The organism is Escherichia sp. XD33 (genome assembly GCF_019375075.1).
GTDB lineage: Bacteria > Pseudomonadota > Gammaproteobacteria > Enterobacterales > Enterobacteriaceae > Enterobacter > Enterobacter flexneri_A.
Genome location: NZ_JAENDM010000047.1, coordinates 15,647 through 31,129 on the forward strand (window position 1 = coordinate 15,647; position 15,483 = coordinate 31,129).

General features: G+C 54.4%; 16 protein-coding genes and 1 riboswitch. Of the genes, 8 read left to right on the forward strand and 8 right to left on the reverse strand.

Going from position 1 to position 15,483, the window contains the following annotated elements; all coding sequences use genetic code 11:
* From thiS to rsd, 5 genes are all read right to left on the reverse strand, one after another.
* Entirely contained in the window at positions 1–201 is a 201-nt protein-coding gene (gene thiS / locus K0778_RS20145) for a sulfur carrier protein ThiS (RefSeq protein WP_001166226.1), read from the reverse strand.
* Positions 185–940: a thiazole biosynthesis adenylyltransferase ThiF gene (thiF, locus tag K0778_RS20150; RefSeq protein WP_000999731.1), complete on the reverse strand. Its 756-nt coding sequence runs from the start codon at positions 938–940 to the stop codon at positions 185–187. Before thiF ends, thiS begins: the two co-directional genes overlap by 17 nt.
* Complete coding sequence (thiE, locus tag K0778_RS20155) at positions 933–1,568, reverse strand: thiamine phosphate synthase (protein ID WP_000284615.1); 636 nt, start codon at positions 1,566–1,568, stop codon at positions 933–935. The genes thiF and thiE overlap by 8 nt, the downstream gene beginning before the upstream one ends.
* Positions 1,568–3,463 (reverse strand): phosphomethylpyrimidine synthase ThiC, encoded by a 1,896-nt coding sequence (gene thiC / locus K0778_RS20160; RefSeq protein WP_001276926.1) that lies wholly within the window; start codon positions 3,461–3,463, stop codon positions 1,568–1,570. Before thiC ends, thiE begins: the two co-directional genes overlap by 1 nt.
* An 80-nt stretch (positions 3,464–3,543) precedes the next feature.
* Positions 3,544–3,644: riboswitch (TPP riboswitch) on the reverse strand.
* Positions 3,645–3,695: 51 nt separating this feature from the next.
* Complete coding sequence (gene rsd / locus K0778_RS20165; protein ID WP_000934302.1) at positions 3,696–4,172, reverse strand: sigma D regulator; 477 nt, start codon at positions 4,170–4,172, stop codon at positions 3,696–3,698.
* Positions 4,173–4,266: 94 nt separating this feature from the next.
* Here rsd and nudC point away from each other — a divergent pair, with 94 nt between their 5' ends.
* From nudC to K0778_RS20195, 6 genes are all read left to right on the forward strand, one after another.
* The gene (gene nudC / locus K0778_RS20170; protein ID WP_063084486.1) at positions 4,267–5,040 is read left to right on the forward strand and encodes an NAD(+) diphosphatase; all 774 of its coding nucleotides are present in this window, start codon (positions 4,267–4,269) and stop codon (positions 5,038–5,040) included.
* A gap of 39 nt (positions 5,041–5,079) precedes the next feature.
* Positions 5,080–6,144, forward strand: coding sequence for a uroporphyrinogen decarboxylase (gene hemE / locus K0778_RS20175; protein ID WP_063084487.1), 1,065 nt, complete (start codon positions 5,080–5,082; stop codon positions 6,142–6,144).
* A gap of 9 nt (positions 6,145–6,153) precedes the next feature.
* Entirely contained in the window at positions 6,154–6,825 is a 672-nt protein-coding gene (nfi, locus tag K0778_RS20180) for a deoxyribonuclease V (protein ID WP_000362388.1), read from the forward strand.
* A 42-nt stretch (positions 6,826–6,867) separates the two neighbouring features.
* On the forward strand, positions 6,868–7,458 hold the full coding sequence (locus K0778_RS20185) for a YjaG family protein (RefSeq protein ID WP_063084488.1): 591 nt from the start codon (positions 6,868–6,870) through the stop codon (positions 7,456–7,458).
* A 186-nt stretch (positions 7,459–7,644) separates the two neighbouring features.
* Positions 7,645–7,917, forward strand: coding sequence for a nucleoid-associated protein HU-alpha (gene hupA, locus K0778_RS20190; RefSeq protein ID WP_001044513.1), 273 nt, complete (start codon positions 7,645–7,647; stop codon positions 7,915–7,917).
* Between the two features lie 12 nt (positions 7,918–7,929).
* Entirely contained in the window at positions 7,930–8,625 is a 696-nt protein-coding gene (locus tag K0778_RS20195; protein ID WP_001300651.1) for a DUF1481 domain-containing protein, read from the forward strand.
* A gap of 1 nt (position 8,626) precedes the next feature.
* Here the strand turns inward: K0778_RS20195 and zraP are convergent, their stop codons facing one another.
* The gene (zraP, locus tag K0778_RS20200; RefSeq protein WP_001619004.1) at positions 8,627–9,052 is read right to left on the reverse strand and encodes a zinc resistance sensor/chaperone ZraP; all 426 of its coding nucleotides are present in this window, start codon (positions 9,050–9,052) and stop codon (positions 8,627–8,629) included.
* A 237-nt stretch (positions 9,053–9,289) separates the two neighbouring features.
* Between zraP and zraS the strand changes: the two genes are divergently transcribed.
* Together zraS and zraR are read left to right on the forward strand one after the other, a co-directional pair.
* Entirely contained in the window at positions 9,290–10,687 is a 1,398-nt protein-coding gene (gene zraS / locus K0778_RS20205; RefSeq protein WP_021559616.1) for a two-component system sensor histidine kinase ZraS, read from the forward strand.
* Positions 10,684–12,009 carry a sigma-54-dependent response regulator transcription factor ZraR gene (zraR, locus tag K0778_RS20210; protein WP_000148503.1) on the forward strand — a complete coding sequence of 442 codons (1,326 nt, stop codon included), beginning with the start codon at positions 10,684–10,686 and terminating at the stop codon, positions 12,007–12,009. The genes zraS and zraR overlap by 4 nt, the downstream gene beginning before the upstream one ends.
* Here the strand turns inward: zraR and purD are convergent.
* Positions 12,006–13,295, reverse strand: coding sequence for a phosphoribosylamine--glycine ligase (purD, locus tag K0778_RS20215; protein ID WP_000866800.1), 1,290 nt, complete (start codon positions 13,293–13,295; stop codon positions 12,006–12,008). The two genes, zraR and purD, sit on opposite strands and share 4 nt — an antisense overlap.
* An 11-nt stretch (positions 13,296–13,306) precedes the next feature.
* Positions 13,307–14,896 (reverse strand): bifunctional phosphoribosylaminoimidazolecarboxamide formyltransferase/IMP cyclohydrolase, encoded by a 1,590-nt coding sequence (purH, locus tag K0778_RS20220; RefSeq protein WP_001187559.1) that lies wholly within the window; start codon positions 14,894–14,896, stop codon positions 13,307–13,309.
* Positions 14,897–15,483: the final 587 nt, after the last annotated feature.

Below are 15,483 nucleotides of genomic sequence, written 5' to 3' on the forward strand. Positions count from 1 at the left end.
TCAACCCCCTGCAATAACCTGAAAAAGCAGGATCTGGTCGCCATCCTGCACGATATGTTGCGCCCACTGCTCACGCGGGACGATTTGCTGATTAATCGCCAGAGCCGCGCCCGCTTGTCGTTGGTCGAGTTGCTCCAGTAGTTCGTGAACAGTTTGCCCGGCGGCGCACTGCATCGCTTGATCGTTAAACAGGATCTGCATTGCTTCCTCCGCATACCGGGCAACCACTGGCGCGGCGCAACGCCAGGCTGCGCCACTGGCTCGATTTACCGTCGAACAGTCGGAGTTCTCCCGCAGGTGTCTCTATACCGCTTAATAACTTAATGGCTTCCAGTGCCTGCAAAGTGCCCATAACCCCGACCACCGGGCCAACCACGCCCGCCGTGCGGCAGTTGCGTTCTGGCTCCTGGTTATCTGGCCACAGGCAGCGGTAACACCCCTGCTCCCAGGGCGGCGTCAGTACCATCAACTGACCGCCAAATCCGACCGCGCTGGCGGTGATAAGCGGCGTGTTGAGTGCCACGCAGGCGGCATTAATCTCCTGGCGAGTCGCCATATTGTCGGTACAGTCGAGCACCACATCGGCCCGTGCAACCGCATCTTTTAACGCCTCACCCGTTAACCGTTGTTGTAATGCTGTCAGTTGAATGTCGGGATTCAACTGTGCCAGTCGCTGTTGGCTGACCTGCGATTTCGGGCGATCGATATCTTCAGTGGTAAAGAGGATTTGTCGTTGCAGATTGCTTAAATGCACATCGTCGTCATCTGCCAGTACCAGCGTCCCGACGCCAGCGCCCGCCAGGTACAGCGCAGCAGGTGTACCCAGCCCGCCCAGACCGATAATCAGCACCTGGCTGTCGAGCAGTTTTTGCTGCCCGTCCAGAGCGATATCGTCGAGCAGGATTTGGCGGCTATAACGCATAAAGTCACGGTCATTCATCGCCAACTCCTGCAATTTCCAGCAACTGTGCCGTTGCCAAACGCCAGTCTGCGGCTTGAGTAATGGCGCTGACGACGGCGATACTGCCGACACCCGTTGCTATCACCGCAGGCGCGCGTGCCAGACTGATACCGCCAATCGCCACGGTGGGATAATCCGCCAGTCGCTCAACATGCCGTGCCAGCTGTTCCAGCCCCTGCGGTGCAGAAGGCATCTGTTTGGTTTGCGTCGGGAACACATGTCCCAGCGCGATATAAGAGGGGCGTGCTGCCAGCGCGACGTCGATTTCCATATCGTCATGTGTCGAAACGCCCAGCCGCAGGCCTGCCGCGCGGATGGCATTGAGATCGGTGGCTTGCAAATCTTCCTGCCCCAAATGGACGCCATACGCCTGATGCTTGATCGCCAGCCGCCAGTAATCGTTGATAAACAATCGCGCGTTATAGCGGCGGCCCAGCGCAATTGCCGCCACGACATCGGCTTCCACCTCTTCATCGCGCCGATCTTTGATGCGTAGCTGGAGAGTACGTACGCCTGCATCCAACAGACGTTCGATCCACTGTACGCTGTCCACCACCGGGTACAGTCCTGAACGAAAAGGTACAGGAGGAAAATCAGGCTGATACATCACGCTTCCTCCTTACGCAGGTAGATTTCTCCGCCTCTGGCACGGAAGTTCTCCGACATATCCGCCATTCCCATTTCAATAGTTTGCGTGGCGGCGTAATCACGCACTTCCTGGCTGATTTTCATCGAGCAGAATTTCGGCCCACACATGGAGCAAAAATGGGCGACTTTACCTGACTCTTGCGGCAGGGTTTCATCGTGATAAGCGCGGGCGGTAAACGGGTCGAGGGCCAGATTAAACTGGTCTTCCCAGCGAAATTCGAAGCGGGCTTTCGACATGGCGTTATCGCGAATTTGCGCGCCCGGATGCCCTTTCGCCAGGTCAGCGGCGTGGGCGGCAATCTTATAGGTGATAAGCCCCTGCTTAACATCTTCTTTATTGGGCAGACCCAGATGCTCTTTTGGCGTTACGTAACAGAGCATCGCGCAGCCAAACCAGCCAATCATCGCCGCACCAATCCCCGACGTGAAGTGGTCATAGCCCGGCGCAATATCGGTAGTTAGCGGCCCCAGAGTGTAAAACGGCGCTTCGTGGCAGTGCTCTAACTCCTCGGTCATATTGCGGCGGATCATCTGCATCGGCACGTGGCCTGGGCCTTCAATCATCACCTGCACGTCATATTCCCAGGCAATTTTGGTCAGTTCGCCCAGCGTATGCAGCTCGGCAAACTGCGCTTCATCGTTGGCGTCCTGAATAGAACCGGGGCGCAGACCGTCGCCCAGCGACAGCGAAACGTCATAAGCGGCACAGATTTCACAAATTTCGCGGAAGTGTTGATAGAGGAAATTTTCCTGATGATGGGAGAGGCACCATTTCGCCATAATCGAACCGCCGCGAGAGACGATACCGGTCAGGCGTTTCGCGGTCATCGGCACATAGCGCAGCAGTACGCCCGCATGGATAGTGAAGTAATCCACACCTTGCTCGGCCTGTTCCAGCAGCGTGTCGCGGAACGCTTCCCAGGTAAGATCTTCGGCGATCCCGTTAACCTTCTCCAGCGCCTGGTAGATCGGCACTGTACCGATCGGCACCGGGCTGTTACGCAAAATCCACTCGCGGGTTTCGTGAATATAGCGACCGGTGGAGAGATCCATCACCGTATCCGCTCCCCAGCGCGTGGACCATACCAGCTTTTCCACTTCTTCTTCGATGGAAGAGGTGACCGCCGAGTTGCCGATATTGGCGTTAACTTTTACCAGGAAATTGCGACCAATAATCATCGGCTCCGATTCCGGATGATTAATGTTGGCCGGGATAATCGCACGTCCGGCAGCAACTTCATCACGGACAAATTCCGCAGTGATATTTTCCGGCAGATGTGCGCCAAAGCTCATTCCCGGATGCTGGTGGCGTAAAACCTCGCTACGGATGCGCTCGCGGCCCATATTCTCGCGGATGGCGATGAATTCCATTTCCGGCGTGATGATGCCCTGGCGGGCGTAGTGCAGTTGGGTGACACGGCGTCCTGCTTTGGCGCGTTTTGGTGTTAGTACGCCGCTAAAACGCAGTTCGTCGAGGCCATCATCTGCCAGCCGCGCTTTAGTGTAATCGGAACTGCGCACGGTAAGTTCTTCGGTATCGCCGCGCGCATCGATCCACGGCTGGCGTAGTTTTGCCAGCCCTTGCTGCACGTTAATGGCAATCTGCGGATCACCATACGGGCCGGAGGTGTCGTAGACCGGAATCGCTTCGTTTTCTTCGTACTGCGGCTGTTCTTTGCTACCGCCAATTAGCGTCGGGCTAAGCTGGATCTCACGCATCGGCACGCGCACGCCGGGGTGTGTGCCAGTGATATAAATGCGTTTTGAGTTGGGAAAGGCGGTGCCTTCCAGGGTGTCGATAAAATGTTGGGCCCGGGCGCGTTGTTCGCGGCGGGTCAGTTTTGTTGCAGACATAGCTCATTCCAAAAAGTTAAGGACGTGGCTTGTCAGACGACGGATGAAGCAAGAGACGATCGCCGCAGGGGCGATGCGATAGCAGATTAACTCTTGTTCCCTTCGCAGGTATTAGCCTGATCAGGTTCCGCGGATCCCGAATAAACGGTCTCAGCCAGTTAAGGCACTCCGACAAGAAATTAGCCCCGCAAATGGGGCATTGAATGTAAATTACGCGTTAACAGCGCAGAACTCAAGCAGGATGTTTGACGCGGGCGGCGTCAAGCACCAGCAGAATCAGCTTATCTTCCAGCACAAAGCGCGCTTCCAGCGCCTCGCCGATGTCAGATAAAACCTGTTGAAACTCAAGGTAATTATCATGATCGATGGCGGTTTCCAGACTGGAATCGTAGTAATCCATAATCTGTTGAGTATTGGCTTCGAGTTGCGGCCAAATCTTCGCGGCGCGCGCGAGTTGCCCGTTGCCTTCCAGCTTATGAAGAATGCGCTCATAAATACTGAAATGTCCGGCAGACAAGTAATCGACCAGGCTCTGACAAAAATCATCAAGGGCTTTTTCGTTTAGCCTCATGTACGATTCTTTGCCAGGCTTAATGCCAACCAGATTGTAGTAAGCCACGAGCAGATGCTTACGTACATGTAGCCAGCGATCAACCAGTTTGTTACTTCCTCTGACGCGCTCCGTCAGGTTATCGAGCTGGTTAAGCATGATTGACTCCGCAAGTTTGTATTCAAAAACTGCTCAGTGAGAAATGTAAAAACCATGTTAAACATGCCAGTGATGCAAAGGTAGTGCAAGAGCTATGGATCGTATAATTGAAAAATTAGATCTCGGCTGGTGGGTCGTCAGCCATGAACAAAAATTATGGTTGCCGAAGGGAGAATTGCCATATGGCGAAGCGGCAAATTTCGATCTTGTGGGTCAGCGCGCACTACAAATCGGCGAATGGCAGGGGGAACCTGTTTGGTTAGTACAACAGCAGCGGCGTCACGATATGGGGTCGGTACGTCAGGTCATTGATCTCGATGTTGGGCTGTTTCAACTGGCCGGACGAGGCGTACAACTGGCGGAGTTTTACCGATCGCATAAATACTGTGGTTACTGCGGGCATGAAATGTATCCGAGCAAAACCGAATGGGCGATGCTGTGCAGCCATTGCCGTGAGCGTTACTACCCGCAAATCGCCCCCTGCATTATTGTTGCCATCCGTCGCGATGATTCGATCCTCCTCGCCCAGCATACCCGCCATCGTAACGGTGTCCATACGGTACTTGCCGGATTCGTCGAAGTGGGCGAAACCCTCGAGCAGGCGGTCGCGCGGGAAGTGATGGAAGAGAGCGGAATTAAAGTTAAAAACTTGCGTTATGTGACTTCCCAGCCGTGGCCGTTTCCTCAGTCTTTAATGACCGCGTTTATGGCGGAATATGACAGCGGCGACATCGTGATCGACCCGAAAGAATTGCTTGAGGCGAACTGGTATCGCTATGACGATTTGCCGTTACTCCCGCCGCCCGGCACCGTAGCGCGCCGTCTGATAGAAGATACTGTGGCGATGTGTCGGGCAGAGTATGAGTGATGATACACTGACCGCCTGACGCACTAAGGAACAGCCAAAATGACCGAACTTAAAAACGATCGTTATCTGCGGGCGCTGCTGCGCCAGCCCGTTGATGTCACTCCAGTATGGATGATGCGCCAGGCGGGTCGCTATCTACCGGAATATAAAGCCACGCGCGCCCAGGCGGGCGATTTTATGTCGCTGTGCAAAAACGCCGAGCTGGCGTGCGAAGTGACTTTGCAACCGCTGCGTCGCTACCCGCTGGATGCGGCGATCCTCTTTTCCGATATCCTCACCGTGCCGGACGCGATGGGGTTAGGGCTCTATTTTGAAGCCGGAGAAGGTCCGCGTTTTACCTCGCCAGTCACCTGCAAAGCCGACGTCGATAAACTGCCAATTCCGGACCCGGAAGATGAGCTGGGTTACGTGATGAACGCGGTGCGTACCATTCGTCGCGAACTGAAAGGCGAAGTGCCGCTGCTTGGTTTTTCCGGCAGCCCGTGGACGCTGGCGACCTACATGGTGGAAGGCGGCAGCAGCAAAGCGTTCACCGTGATCAAAAAAATGATGTATGCCGATCCGCAGGCGCTGCACGCTCTACTCGATAAACTGGCGAAAAGCGTCACTTTGTATCTGAATGCGCAGATTAAAGCCGGTGCTCAGGCAGTGATGATTTTCGACACCTGGGGCGGTGTGCTTACCGGGCGCGATTATCAACAGTTCTCGCTCTATTACATGCATAAAATTGTTGATGGTTTACTGCGTGAAAACGACGGTCGCCGCGTACCGGTCACGCTGTTTACCAAAGGCGGCGGACAGTGGCTGGAAGCGATGGCAGAAACCGGTTGCGATGCGTTGGGCCTCGACTGGACAACGGATATCGCCGATGCGCGCCGCCGTGTGGGCAATAAAGTCGCGTTGCAGGGTAATATGGATCCGTCGATGCTGTACGCGCCGCCTGCCCGCATTGAAGAAGAAGTAGCGACTATACTTGCAGGTTTCGGTCACGGCGAAGGTCATGTCTTTAACCTTGGTCACGGCATTCATCAGGATGTGCCGCCAGAACATGCTGGCGTGTTCGTGGAGGCAGTGCATCGACTGTCTGAACAATATCACCGCTAAGGAGTGATTATGGATCTCGCGTCATTACGCGCTCAACAAATCGAACTGGCTTCTTCTGTGATCCGCGAGGATCGACTCGATAAAGATCCACCGGATCTGATCGCCGGAGCCGATGTCGGGTTTGAGCAGGGCGGAGAAGTGACGCGAGCGGCGATGGTGCTGCTGAAATATCCCTCGCTTGAGCTGGTGGAGTATAAAGTTGCCCGCATCGCCACCACCATGCCTTACATTCCAGGTTTTCTTTCCTTCCGCGAATATCCTGCGCTGCTGGCAGCGTGGGAGATGCTGTCGCAAAAGCCGGATTTAGTGTTTGTCGATGGTCATGGGATCTCGCATCCTCGCCGTCTTGGCGTCGCCAGCCATTTTGGCTTATTGGTGGATGTGCCGACCATTGGCGTGGCGAAAAAACGGCTCTGCGGTAAATTCGAACCGCTCTCCAGCGAACCGGGCGCGCTGGCCCCACTGATGGATAAAGGCGAGCAGCTGGCCTGGGTCTGGCGCAGCAAAGCGCGCTGTAACCCGTTGTTTATCGCTACCGGCCATCGGGTCAGCGTGGACAGCGCGCTGGCGTGGGTACAACGCTGCATGAAAGGCTATCGTCTGCCGGAGCCAACGCGCTGGGCGGACGCGGTGGCCTCGGAACGTCCGGCGTTCGTGCGCTATACAGCAAATCAGCCCTAATTCAGGTAAACTGCGGATAATTTCCGTATTTGAGAACTCAACATGTTACAAAACCCAATTCATCTGCGTCTGGAGCGCCTGGAAAGCTGGCAGCATGTCACTTTCATGGCTTGCTTATGCGAACGCATGTACCCCAATTACGCCATGTTCTGCCAGCAAACCGGTTTTGGTGATGGGCAAATTTACCGTCGCATTCTCGATCTCATCTGGGAAACGCTGACCGTTAAAGACGCAAAAGTAAATTTCGACAGCCAACTGGAGAAATTTGAAGAAGCGATTCCTTCAGCCGACGATTTCGATCTGTACGGCGTTTATCCGGCAATCGATGCATGCGTGGCGTTAAGTGAACTGGTCCATTCGCGTTTGAGTGGTGAAACGCTCGAACACGCGGTGGAAGTGAGTAAGACCTCCATCACGACCGTTGCGATGCTGGAAATGACTCAGGCTGGTCGCGAAATGAGCGATGAAGAGCTTAAAGAAAACCCAGCTGTAGAGCAAGAATGGGACATTCAGTGGGAAATATTCCGACTTTTAGCTGAGTGCGAAAAACGCGATATCGAGCTGATAAAAGGCCTTAGGGCAGACCTGCGTGAGGCGGGTGAGAGCAATATTGGTATAATTTTTCAGCAATAAGACCAGAAAACGTGATTTAACGCCTGATTTGTCGTACCTGGAGTCTTCCCTTTCGCCCCCCGTCTGGTCTACATTTGGGGGGCGAAAAAAAGTGGCTATCGGTGCGTGTATGCAGGAGAGTGCTATTCTGGCATTTCCGTCGCACTCGATGCTTAGCAAGCGATAAACACATTGTAAGGATAACTTATGAACAAGACTCAACTGATTGATGTAATTGCAGAGAAAGCAGAACTGTCCAAAACCCAGGCTAAAGCTGCTCTGGAGTCCACTCTGGCTGCAATTACTGAGTCTCTGAAAGAAGGCGATGCTGTACAACTGGTTGGTTTCGGTACCTTCAAAGTGAACCACCGCGCTGAGCGTACTGGCCGCAACCCGCAGACCGGTAAAGAAATCAAAATTGCCGCAGCTAACGTACCGGCATTTGTTTCTGGCAAGGCACTGAAAGACGCAGTTAAGTAAGATTGCGTGGCAGTGAACAGTTTTAACGAAGGGGTGGTTTCACCCCTTTTGTCTTTCTGGCGTCGATCATTGATGCTGGCAGGTGCGCTGTTTCTCACTGCCTGTAGCCACAACTCTTCACTTCCTCCCTTTACCGCCAGTGGATTTGCTGAAGACCAGGGCGCGGTACGCATCTGGCGAAAAGACAGCGGCGATAATGTGCATCTGCTTGCCGTGTTTAGCCCGTGGCGCAGTGGCGATACCACGACGCGAGAGTATCGCTGGCAGGGTGATAACCTTACGCTCATCAACATCAATGTTTACAGCAAACCGCCGGTGAATATTCGCGCGCGTTTTGACGATCGCGGCGATCTGAGCTTTATGCAACGTGAATCCGATGGGGAAAAGCAGCAGCTTTCTAACGACCAAATCGATTTATACCGTTATCGTGCTGATCAGATCCGCCAGATTAGCGATGCCTTACGTCAGGGGAGAGTCGTGCTGCGCCAGGGGCGCTGGCATGCGATGGAACAGACCGTGACCACCTGCGAAGGGCAAACCATTAAACCTGATTTAGATTCGCAGGCGATAGCGCATATCGAGCGCCGCCAGAGCCGCTCTTCTGTTGATGTCAGCGTGGCATGGCTGGAAGCGCCCGAAGGTTCGCAATTACTGTTAGTGGCAAACTCTGATTTCTGTCGCTGGCAACCCAACGAGAAAACGTTCTGATTTACCAGTGGCCCATACCCATATGACCGCCACCACCGCAGCCGCCGTAGCCCATGCCCATTCCGGCTCCGCGCGGAATACCCGCTTCAGCCATCGCAATATCCCGTTTCACCCGTAACTCATCTAACGACTGACGCAAATTCTCCATCTCTTTGGCGACCGCGTTAATTTTGCTGCTATCCGGTGGGTTCGCGGCTAACAGGGCATTGTATTCATAACGCTTAGCCATTAGCTGTTGTTGCAGCGCGCTGCTTTGAGCGTAAAAGTCATTATGGATTTTTTGCCACGCAGTTTGTTGTTCGCTGGTCAAGGGCGCTATATTTTGCTGCCACATACCATGTCCGCCGTGAGCAAATGCAGATGTCGATCCCATCGCCATTGCTGAAAGCGCCATCATTACCAGGGCAATTTTCGTGTTCCGTTTCATGGTTAATCCTCCAGTGGTTGTCTTACTTCGGGTATTGCATCTTCCGTGCCAACGATAAAACGCTGATATGACGGGTAATCTGGCATGATAAACGAGTAAAAATGACTCGCCTGCTGCGGGTAGCGAGTCATTTTTACTCATTGAAACTTAAGCCTTTGTGTTACAGCGCAGGGTAAGCGCTGATAAAAGATGGCATGATTTCTGCTGTCAGAAAGGGATGAGCAGGCAAAGAAGAAGATGCATTTTATGCAACGTTCTAAAGACTCCTTAGCTAAATGGTTAAGCGCGATCCTCCCCGTGGTCATTGTTGGGCTGGTGGGATTGTTTGCGGTAACTGTGATTCGTGATTATGGGCGGGCAAGCGAGGCAGACCGCCAGGCATTACTGGAAAAAGGTAATGTGCTTATCCGCGCTCTGGAGTCGGGAAGCCGCGTAGGGATGGGGATGCGAATGCACCATGTACAGCAACAGGCGCTTCTGGAAGAGATGGCGGGACAGCCGGGAGTGTTGTGGTTCGCAGTCACCGATGCGCAGGGCATCATTATTCTTCATAGCGACCCCGATAAGGTCGGGCGTGCGCTCTATTCGCCGGATGAAATGCAGAAATTAAAGCCAGAGGAAAACTCCCGCTGGCGGCTGCTTGGGAAAACGGAAACTACGCCTGCACTTGAGGTCTATCGTTTGTTCCAGCCAATGTCAGCGCCCTGGCGGCATGGAATGCACAATATGCCGCGCTGTAACGGCAAAGCTGTGCCACAAGTAGATGCACAACAGGCTATTTTTATCGCCGTTGATGCCAGTGATCTGGTTGCAACCCAGAGTGGGGAAAAGCGCAATACCCTGATTATCCTCTTCGCCCTGGCGACGGTCTTGCTGGCAAGCGTATTGTCATTCTTCTGGTATCGCCGCTATCTGCGCTCGCGCCAGCTTCTACAAGATGAAATGAAGCGCAAAGAGAAGCTGGTGGCGCTGGGGCATCTTGCGGCAGGCGTTGCCCACGAAATCCGTAACCCACTTTCCTCGATTAAAGGACTGGCGAAATACTTTGCCGAGCGCGCGCCTGCAGGGGGAGAAGCGCATCAACTGGCGCAGGTGATGGCGAAAGAGGCCGACCGTTTAAACCGCGTGGTAAGCGAGTTGCTGGAACTGGTTAAGCCAACGCATCTGGCTTTGCAGGCGGTGGATCTCAACACGCTGATTAACCACTCATTACAGCTGGTAAGTCAGGATGCAAACAGCCGGGAGATCCAGTTACGCTTTACCGCCAACGACACATTACCGGAAATTCAGGCCGACCCGGACAGGCTGACTCAGGTCCTGTTGAATCTCTATCTCAATGCTATTCAGGCGATTGGTCAGCATGGCGTGATTAGCGTGACGGCCAGCGAAAGCGGCGCGGGCGTGAAAATCAGCGTTACCGACAGCGGTAAGGGAATTGCGGCAGATCAGCTTGATGCCATCTTCACTCCGTACTTCACCACTAAAGCCGAAGGCACCGGATTGGGGCTGGCGGTCGTGCATAATATTGTTGAACAACACGGTGGTACAATTCAGGTCGCAAGCCAGGAGGGAAAAGGCTCAACGTTCACCCTCTGGCTTCCGGTCAATATTACGCGTAAGGACCCACAAGGATGACGCACGATAATATCGATATTCTGGTGGTGGATGATGACATTAGCCACTGCACTATTTTGCAGGCTTTACTGCGCGGCTGGGGCTATAACGTCGCGCTGGCGAACAGCGGGCGACAGGCGTTGGAGCAGGTGCGGGAACAGGTTTTTGATCTTGTGCTTTGCGATGTGCGAATGGCGGAGATGGACGGCATCGCCACGCTGAAAGAGATCAAAGCGTTAAACCCGGCAATTCCGGTGCTGATTATGACTGCGTACTCCAGCGTCGAGACGGCGGTAGAGGCACTGAAAACTGGGGCGCTGGATTATCTCATCAAGCCGCTGGATTTCGATAACCTACAGGCGACGCTGGAAAAAGCGCTCGCGCATACGCACAGTATTGATGCTGAAACACCTGCGGTGACTGCCAGCCAGTTCGGTATGGTCGGTAAAAGCCCGGCGATGCAACACCTGCTCAGTGAAATCGCCCTCGTCGCGCCATCGGAAGCCACGGTACTGATCCACGGCGATTCCGGCACCGGTAAAGAGCTGGTCGCCAGGGCGATTCACGCCAGTAGCGCACGTAGCGAAAAACCGCTGGTAACGCTCAACTGTGCGGCACTCAACGAATCCTTGCTGGAATCTGAATTGTTCGGTCACGAAAAAGGGGCGTTTACTGGAGCCGATAAACGCCGGGAAGGGCGCTTTGTTGAGGCGGACGGCGGCACGCTGTTTCTCGATGAAATTGGCGATATCTCGCCGATGATGCAGGTGCGTCTGCTGCGTGCGATTCAGGAGCGCGAAGTTCAGCGTGTCGGTAGCAACCAGATTATCTCGGTTGATGTCCGGCTGATTGCGGCGACCCATCGCGATCTTGCCGCAGAGGTGAATGCCGGGCGTTTTCGCCAGGATCTCTACTATCGCCTGAATGTGGTGGCGATTGAAGTACCATCGCTGCGGCAACGGCGGGAAGATATCCCTCTGCTGGCTGGCCATTTTCTGCAGCGCTTTGCCGAGCGTAATCGCAAGGCGGTAAAAGGTTTTACGCCCCAGGCGATGGATCTGTTGATTCATTACGACTGGCCGGGAAATATTCGTGAGCTGGAAAACGCGGTGGAACGGGCAGTGGTGCTGCTGACCGGGGAATATATTTCCGAACGCGAGCTGCCGCTGGCGATTGCCAGTACGCCGATCCCGCTGGGACAAAGTCAGGATATTCAGCCGTTGGTGGAAGTGGAAAAAGAGGTGATTCTGGCGGCGCTGGAGAAAACGGGCGGCAACAAAACCGAAGCCGCCCGTCAGTTAGGGATCACGCGCAAAACGCTATTGGCAAAACTGTCGCGTTAGTTCTGCTCGCGTTCGATAGCGCGCCAGCCGATATCTTTCCGGCAGAAGCAGTCGTCCCAGTGGATATCGGTCATTAAGGCATAGGCGCGTTTCTGCGCTTCTGCCACGGTATGACCCAGCGCGGTGACGCACAGTACGCGCCCGCCGTTGGTCACTACCTGCTCGTCATCCGCCAGTTTTGTGCCCGCGTGGAACACTTTGCCGCCTGCCACTTCTTCCAGCGGCAGGCCGTGGATCACGTCACCGGTGCGGTAATCACCCGGATATCCACCCGCAGCCATCACCACGCCGAGAGAAGCGCGTTCATCCCACTCGGACGTTTTCTCGTCCAGTTTGCTTTCACAGGCCGCCAGGCAGAGCTCAACCAGATCGGACTTCATGCGCAGCATAATCGGCTGGGTTTCCGGATCGCCAAAGCGGCAGTTAAATTCAATAACCTTCGGATTGCCCTGTTTGTCGATCATCAGGCCCGCGTAGAGAAAACCGGTGTAGGTGTTGCCTTCCGCCGCCATGCCTTTCACGGTTGGCCAGATAATACGTTCCATGGTGCGCTGATGAACGTCATCGGTTACTACCGGCGCGGGGGAGTAAGCGCCCATCCCGCCGGTGTTTGGTCCGGTATCTTTATCGCCTACGCGTTTGTGATCCTGGCTGGTAGCCATCGGCAGCACATGCTCGCCGTCCACCATCACGATAAAGCTCGCTTCTTCGCCATCGAGGAACTCTTCGATAACGATGCGATGACCCGCGTCGCCAAAAGCGTTGCCCGCCAGCATATCGTGAACAGCCGCTTCCGCTTCTTCCAGCGTCATCGCCACGATAACGCCTTTCCCGGCAGCCAGACCGTCCGCTTTAATGACGATTGGCGCGCCTTTCTCACGCAGATACGCCAGCGCAGGTTCTACCTCGGTGAAGTTCTGGTATTCCGCCGTAGGGATCTTATGGCGGGCCAGGAAATCTTTGGTAAACGCTTTTGAGCCTTCCAGTTGGGCCGCACCTGCGGTTGGGCCGAAGATTTTCAGCCCGGCGGCGCGGAAGGTATCGACCACGCCTTTCACCAGCGGCGCTTCCGGGCCGACGATGGTCAGATCAATCTTTTCGTTTTGTGCGAAATCCAACAGCGCCGGGATATCGGTCACGCCAATAGCAACGTTTTGCAGCGCGGGTTCCAGTGCAGTGCCTGCATTACCCGGAGCAACAAAAACAGTCTCAACCAGCGGCGACTGGGCCGCTTTCCAGGCCAGCGCGTGCTCGCGCCCGCCGTTACCAATCACTAATACTTTCATCTATTGCTCCATTAATGGCGGAAGTGGCGCATGTCGGTGAAGAGCATCGCAATACCGTGCTCGTCGGCGGCGGCAATCACTTCGTCATCACGGATAGAACCGCCAGGCTGGATTACGCAGGTCACGCCCGCAGCGGCGGCGGCATCAATACCGTCGCGGAACGGGAAGAACGCGTCAGAAGCCATCGAGGAACCTTTCACTTCCAGGCCTTCATCGGCCGCTTTAATACCGGCGATTTTTGCGGAGTACACGCGGCTCATCTGGCCCGCGCCAATGCCGATAGTCATATTGTTTTTGGCATAGACGATAGCGTTGGATTTCACAAACTTCGCCACCTTCCAGCAGAACAGCGCATCACGCAGTTCCTGTTCGCTCGGCTGACGTTTGGTCACCACGCGCAGTTCTTCCGCACCGACCATCCCCAGGTCACGATCCTGAACCAGCAGACCGCCGTTCACGCGTTTGAAATCGAGGCCCGGAACACGCTCGCCCCACTGACCGCAGGTCAGAACGCGTACGTTCTGTTTGGCGGCGGTGATTTTCAGGGCTTCTTCGCTGGCGGACGGCGCAATAATCACTTCGACAAACTGACGAGAAATGATGGCCTGTGCGGTTTCCGCATCCAGCTCGCGGTTAAAGGCAATGATGCCGCCGAATGCGGAGGTTGGGTCGGTTTTGTACGCGCGATCGTAAGCATCAAGAATGGAATTGCCGATAGCCACGCCGCAAGGGTTGGCGTGCTTCACAATCACACATGCCGGCTCGGCGAACTCTTTCACGCACTCCAGCGCCGCATCGGTATCGGCGATGTTGTTATAAGAGAGGGCTTTACCCTGAACCTGGGTTGCGGTAGCAACGGAGGCTTCTTTCACATTCTCTTCTATATAGAAGGCAGCCTGCTGGTGGCTGTTCTCGCCGTAACGCATATCCAGCTTCTTAATGAAGTTCAGGTTCAGCGTGCGTGGGAAGCGACCGGCGGCTTCTTTGCTTTCACCGTGGTAAGCCGGAACCATGCTGCCGAAGTAGTTGGCAATCATGCTGTCGTAGGCGGCAGTGTGTTCGAAGGCTTTGATGGCGAGGTCGAAACGGGTTGCAAGCGTCAGCGATCCTTCGTTGTCATCCATCTCTTTAATAATGGCGTCATAGTCGCTGCTCTTCACCACGATTGCGACATCTTTATGGTTCTTGGCGGCGGAGCGCACCATCGTTGGGCCGCCGATATCGATGTTCTCAACCGCATCTTCCAGCGAGCAACCTTCACGGGCCACGGTCTGGGCGAACGGATACAGGTTAACAACCACCATATCGATAGGCTGGATCTGATGTTCTTCCATAATGGCATCGTCCTGGCCGCGACGGCCCAGAATGCCACCATGTACTTTCGGATGCAGGGTCTTCACGCGTCCATCCATCATCTCCGGGAAACCGGTGTAATCGGAAACTTCGGTTACCGGCAGACCTTTTTCTGCTAACAGACGGGCAGTGCCCCCTGTAGACAGCAGCTCCACACCGCGTGCGGAAAGTGCCTGGGCGAATTCGACGATACCGGCTTTGTCAGAAACACTGAGCAGAGCGCGGCGGACTGGACGACGTTGTTGCATGGTAAATCCCCTGGATTTGACTATTACAGAGAGCGTTAGCTGAATTTTTCGCGAAAAACTCAGCTAACGCCCCTAACGGGGCATCCTTATTTTTCGCCCGCATTGTAACGAAAACGTTTGCGCAACGCTCGCGAATTTTTCTCTTTCAATGGTGATCACAATTTTGACTGTGGTTACCGTGGGCAAAATACAGAAATTACATTGATGATTGTGGATAACTCTGTGCGTAAAAAGGTATAAAGCGGGCTTTTGCTGGGGAATGCAGCAGTCAGTCATTTTTCTGCAATTTTTCTATTGCGGCCTGCGGAGAACTCCCTATAATGCGCCTCCATCGACACGGCGGATGTGAATCACTTCACACAAACAGCCGGTTCGGTTGAAGAGAAAAATCCTGAAATTCAGGGTTGACTCTGAAAGAGGAAAGCGTAATATACGCCACCTCGCGACAGTGCGCTAAAGCGCGTCGCAACTGCTCTTTAACAATTTATCAGACAATCTGTGTGGGCACTCGAAGATACGGATTCTTAACGTCGCAAGACGATAAATGAATACCAAGTCTCAAGAGTGAACACGTAATTCATTACGAA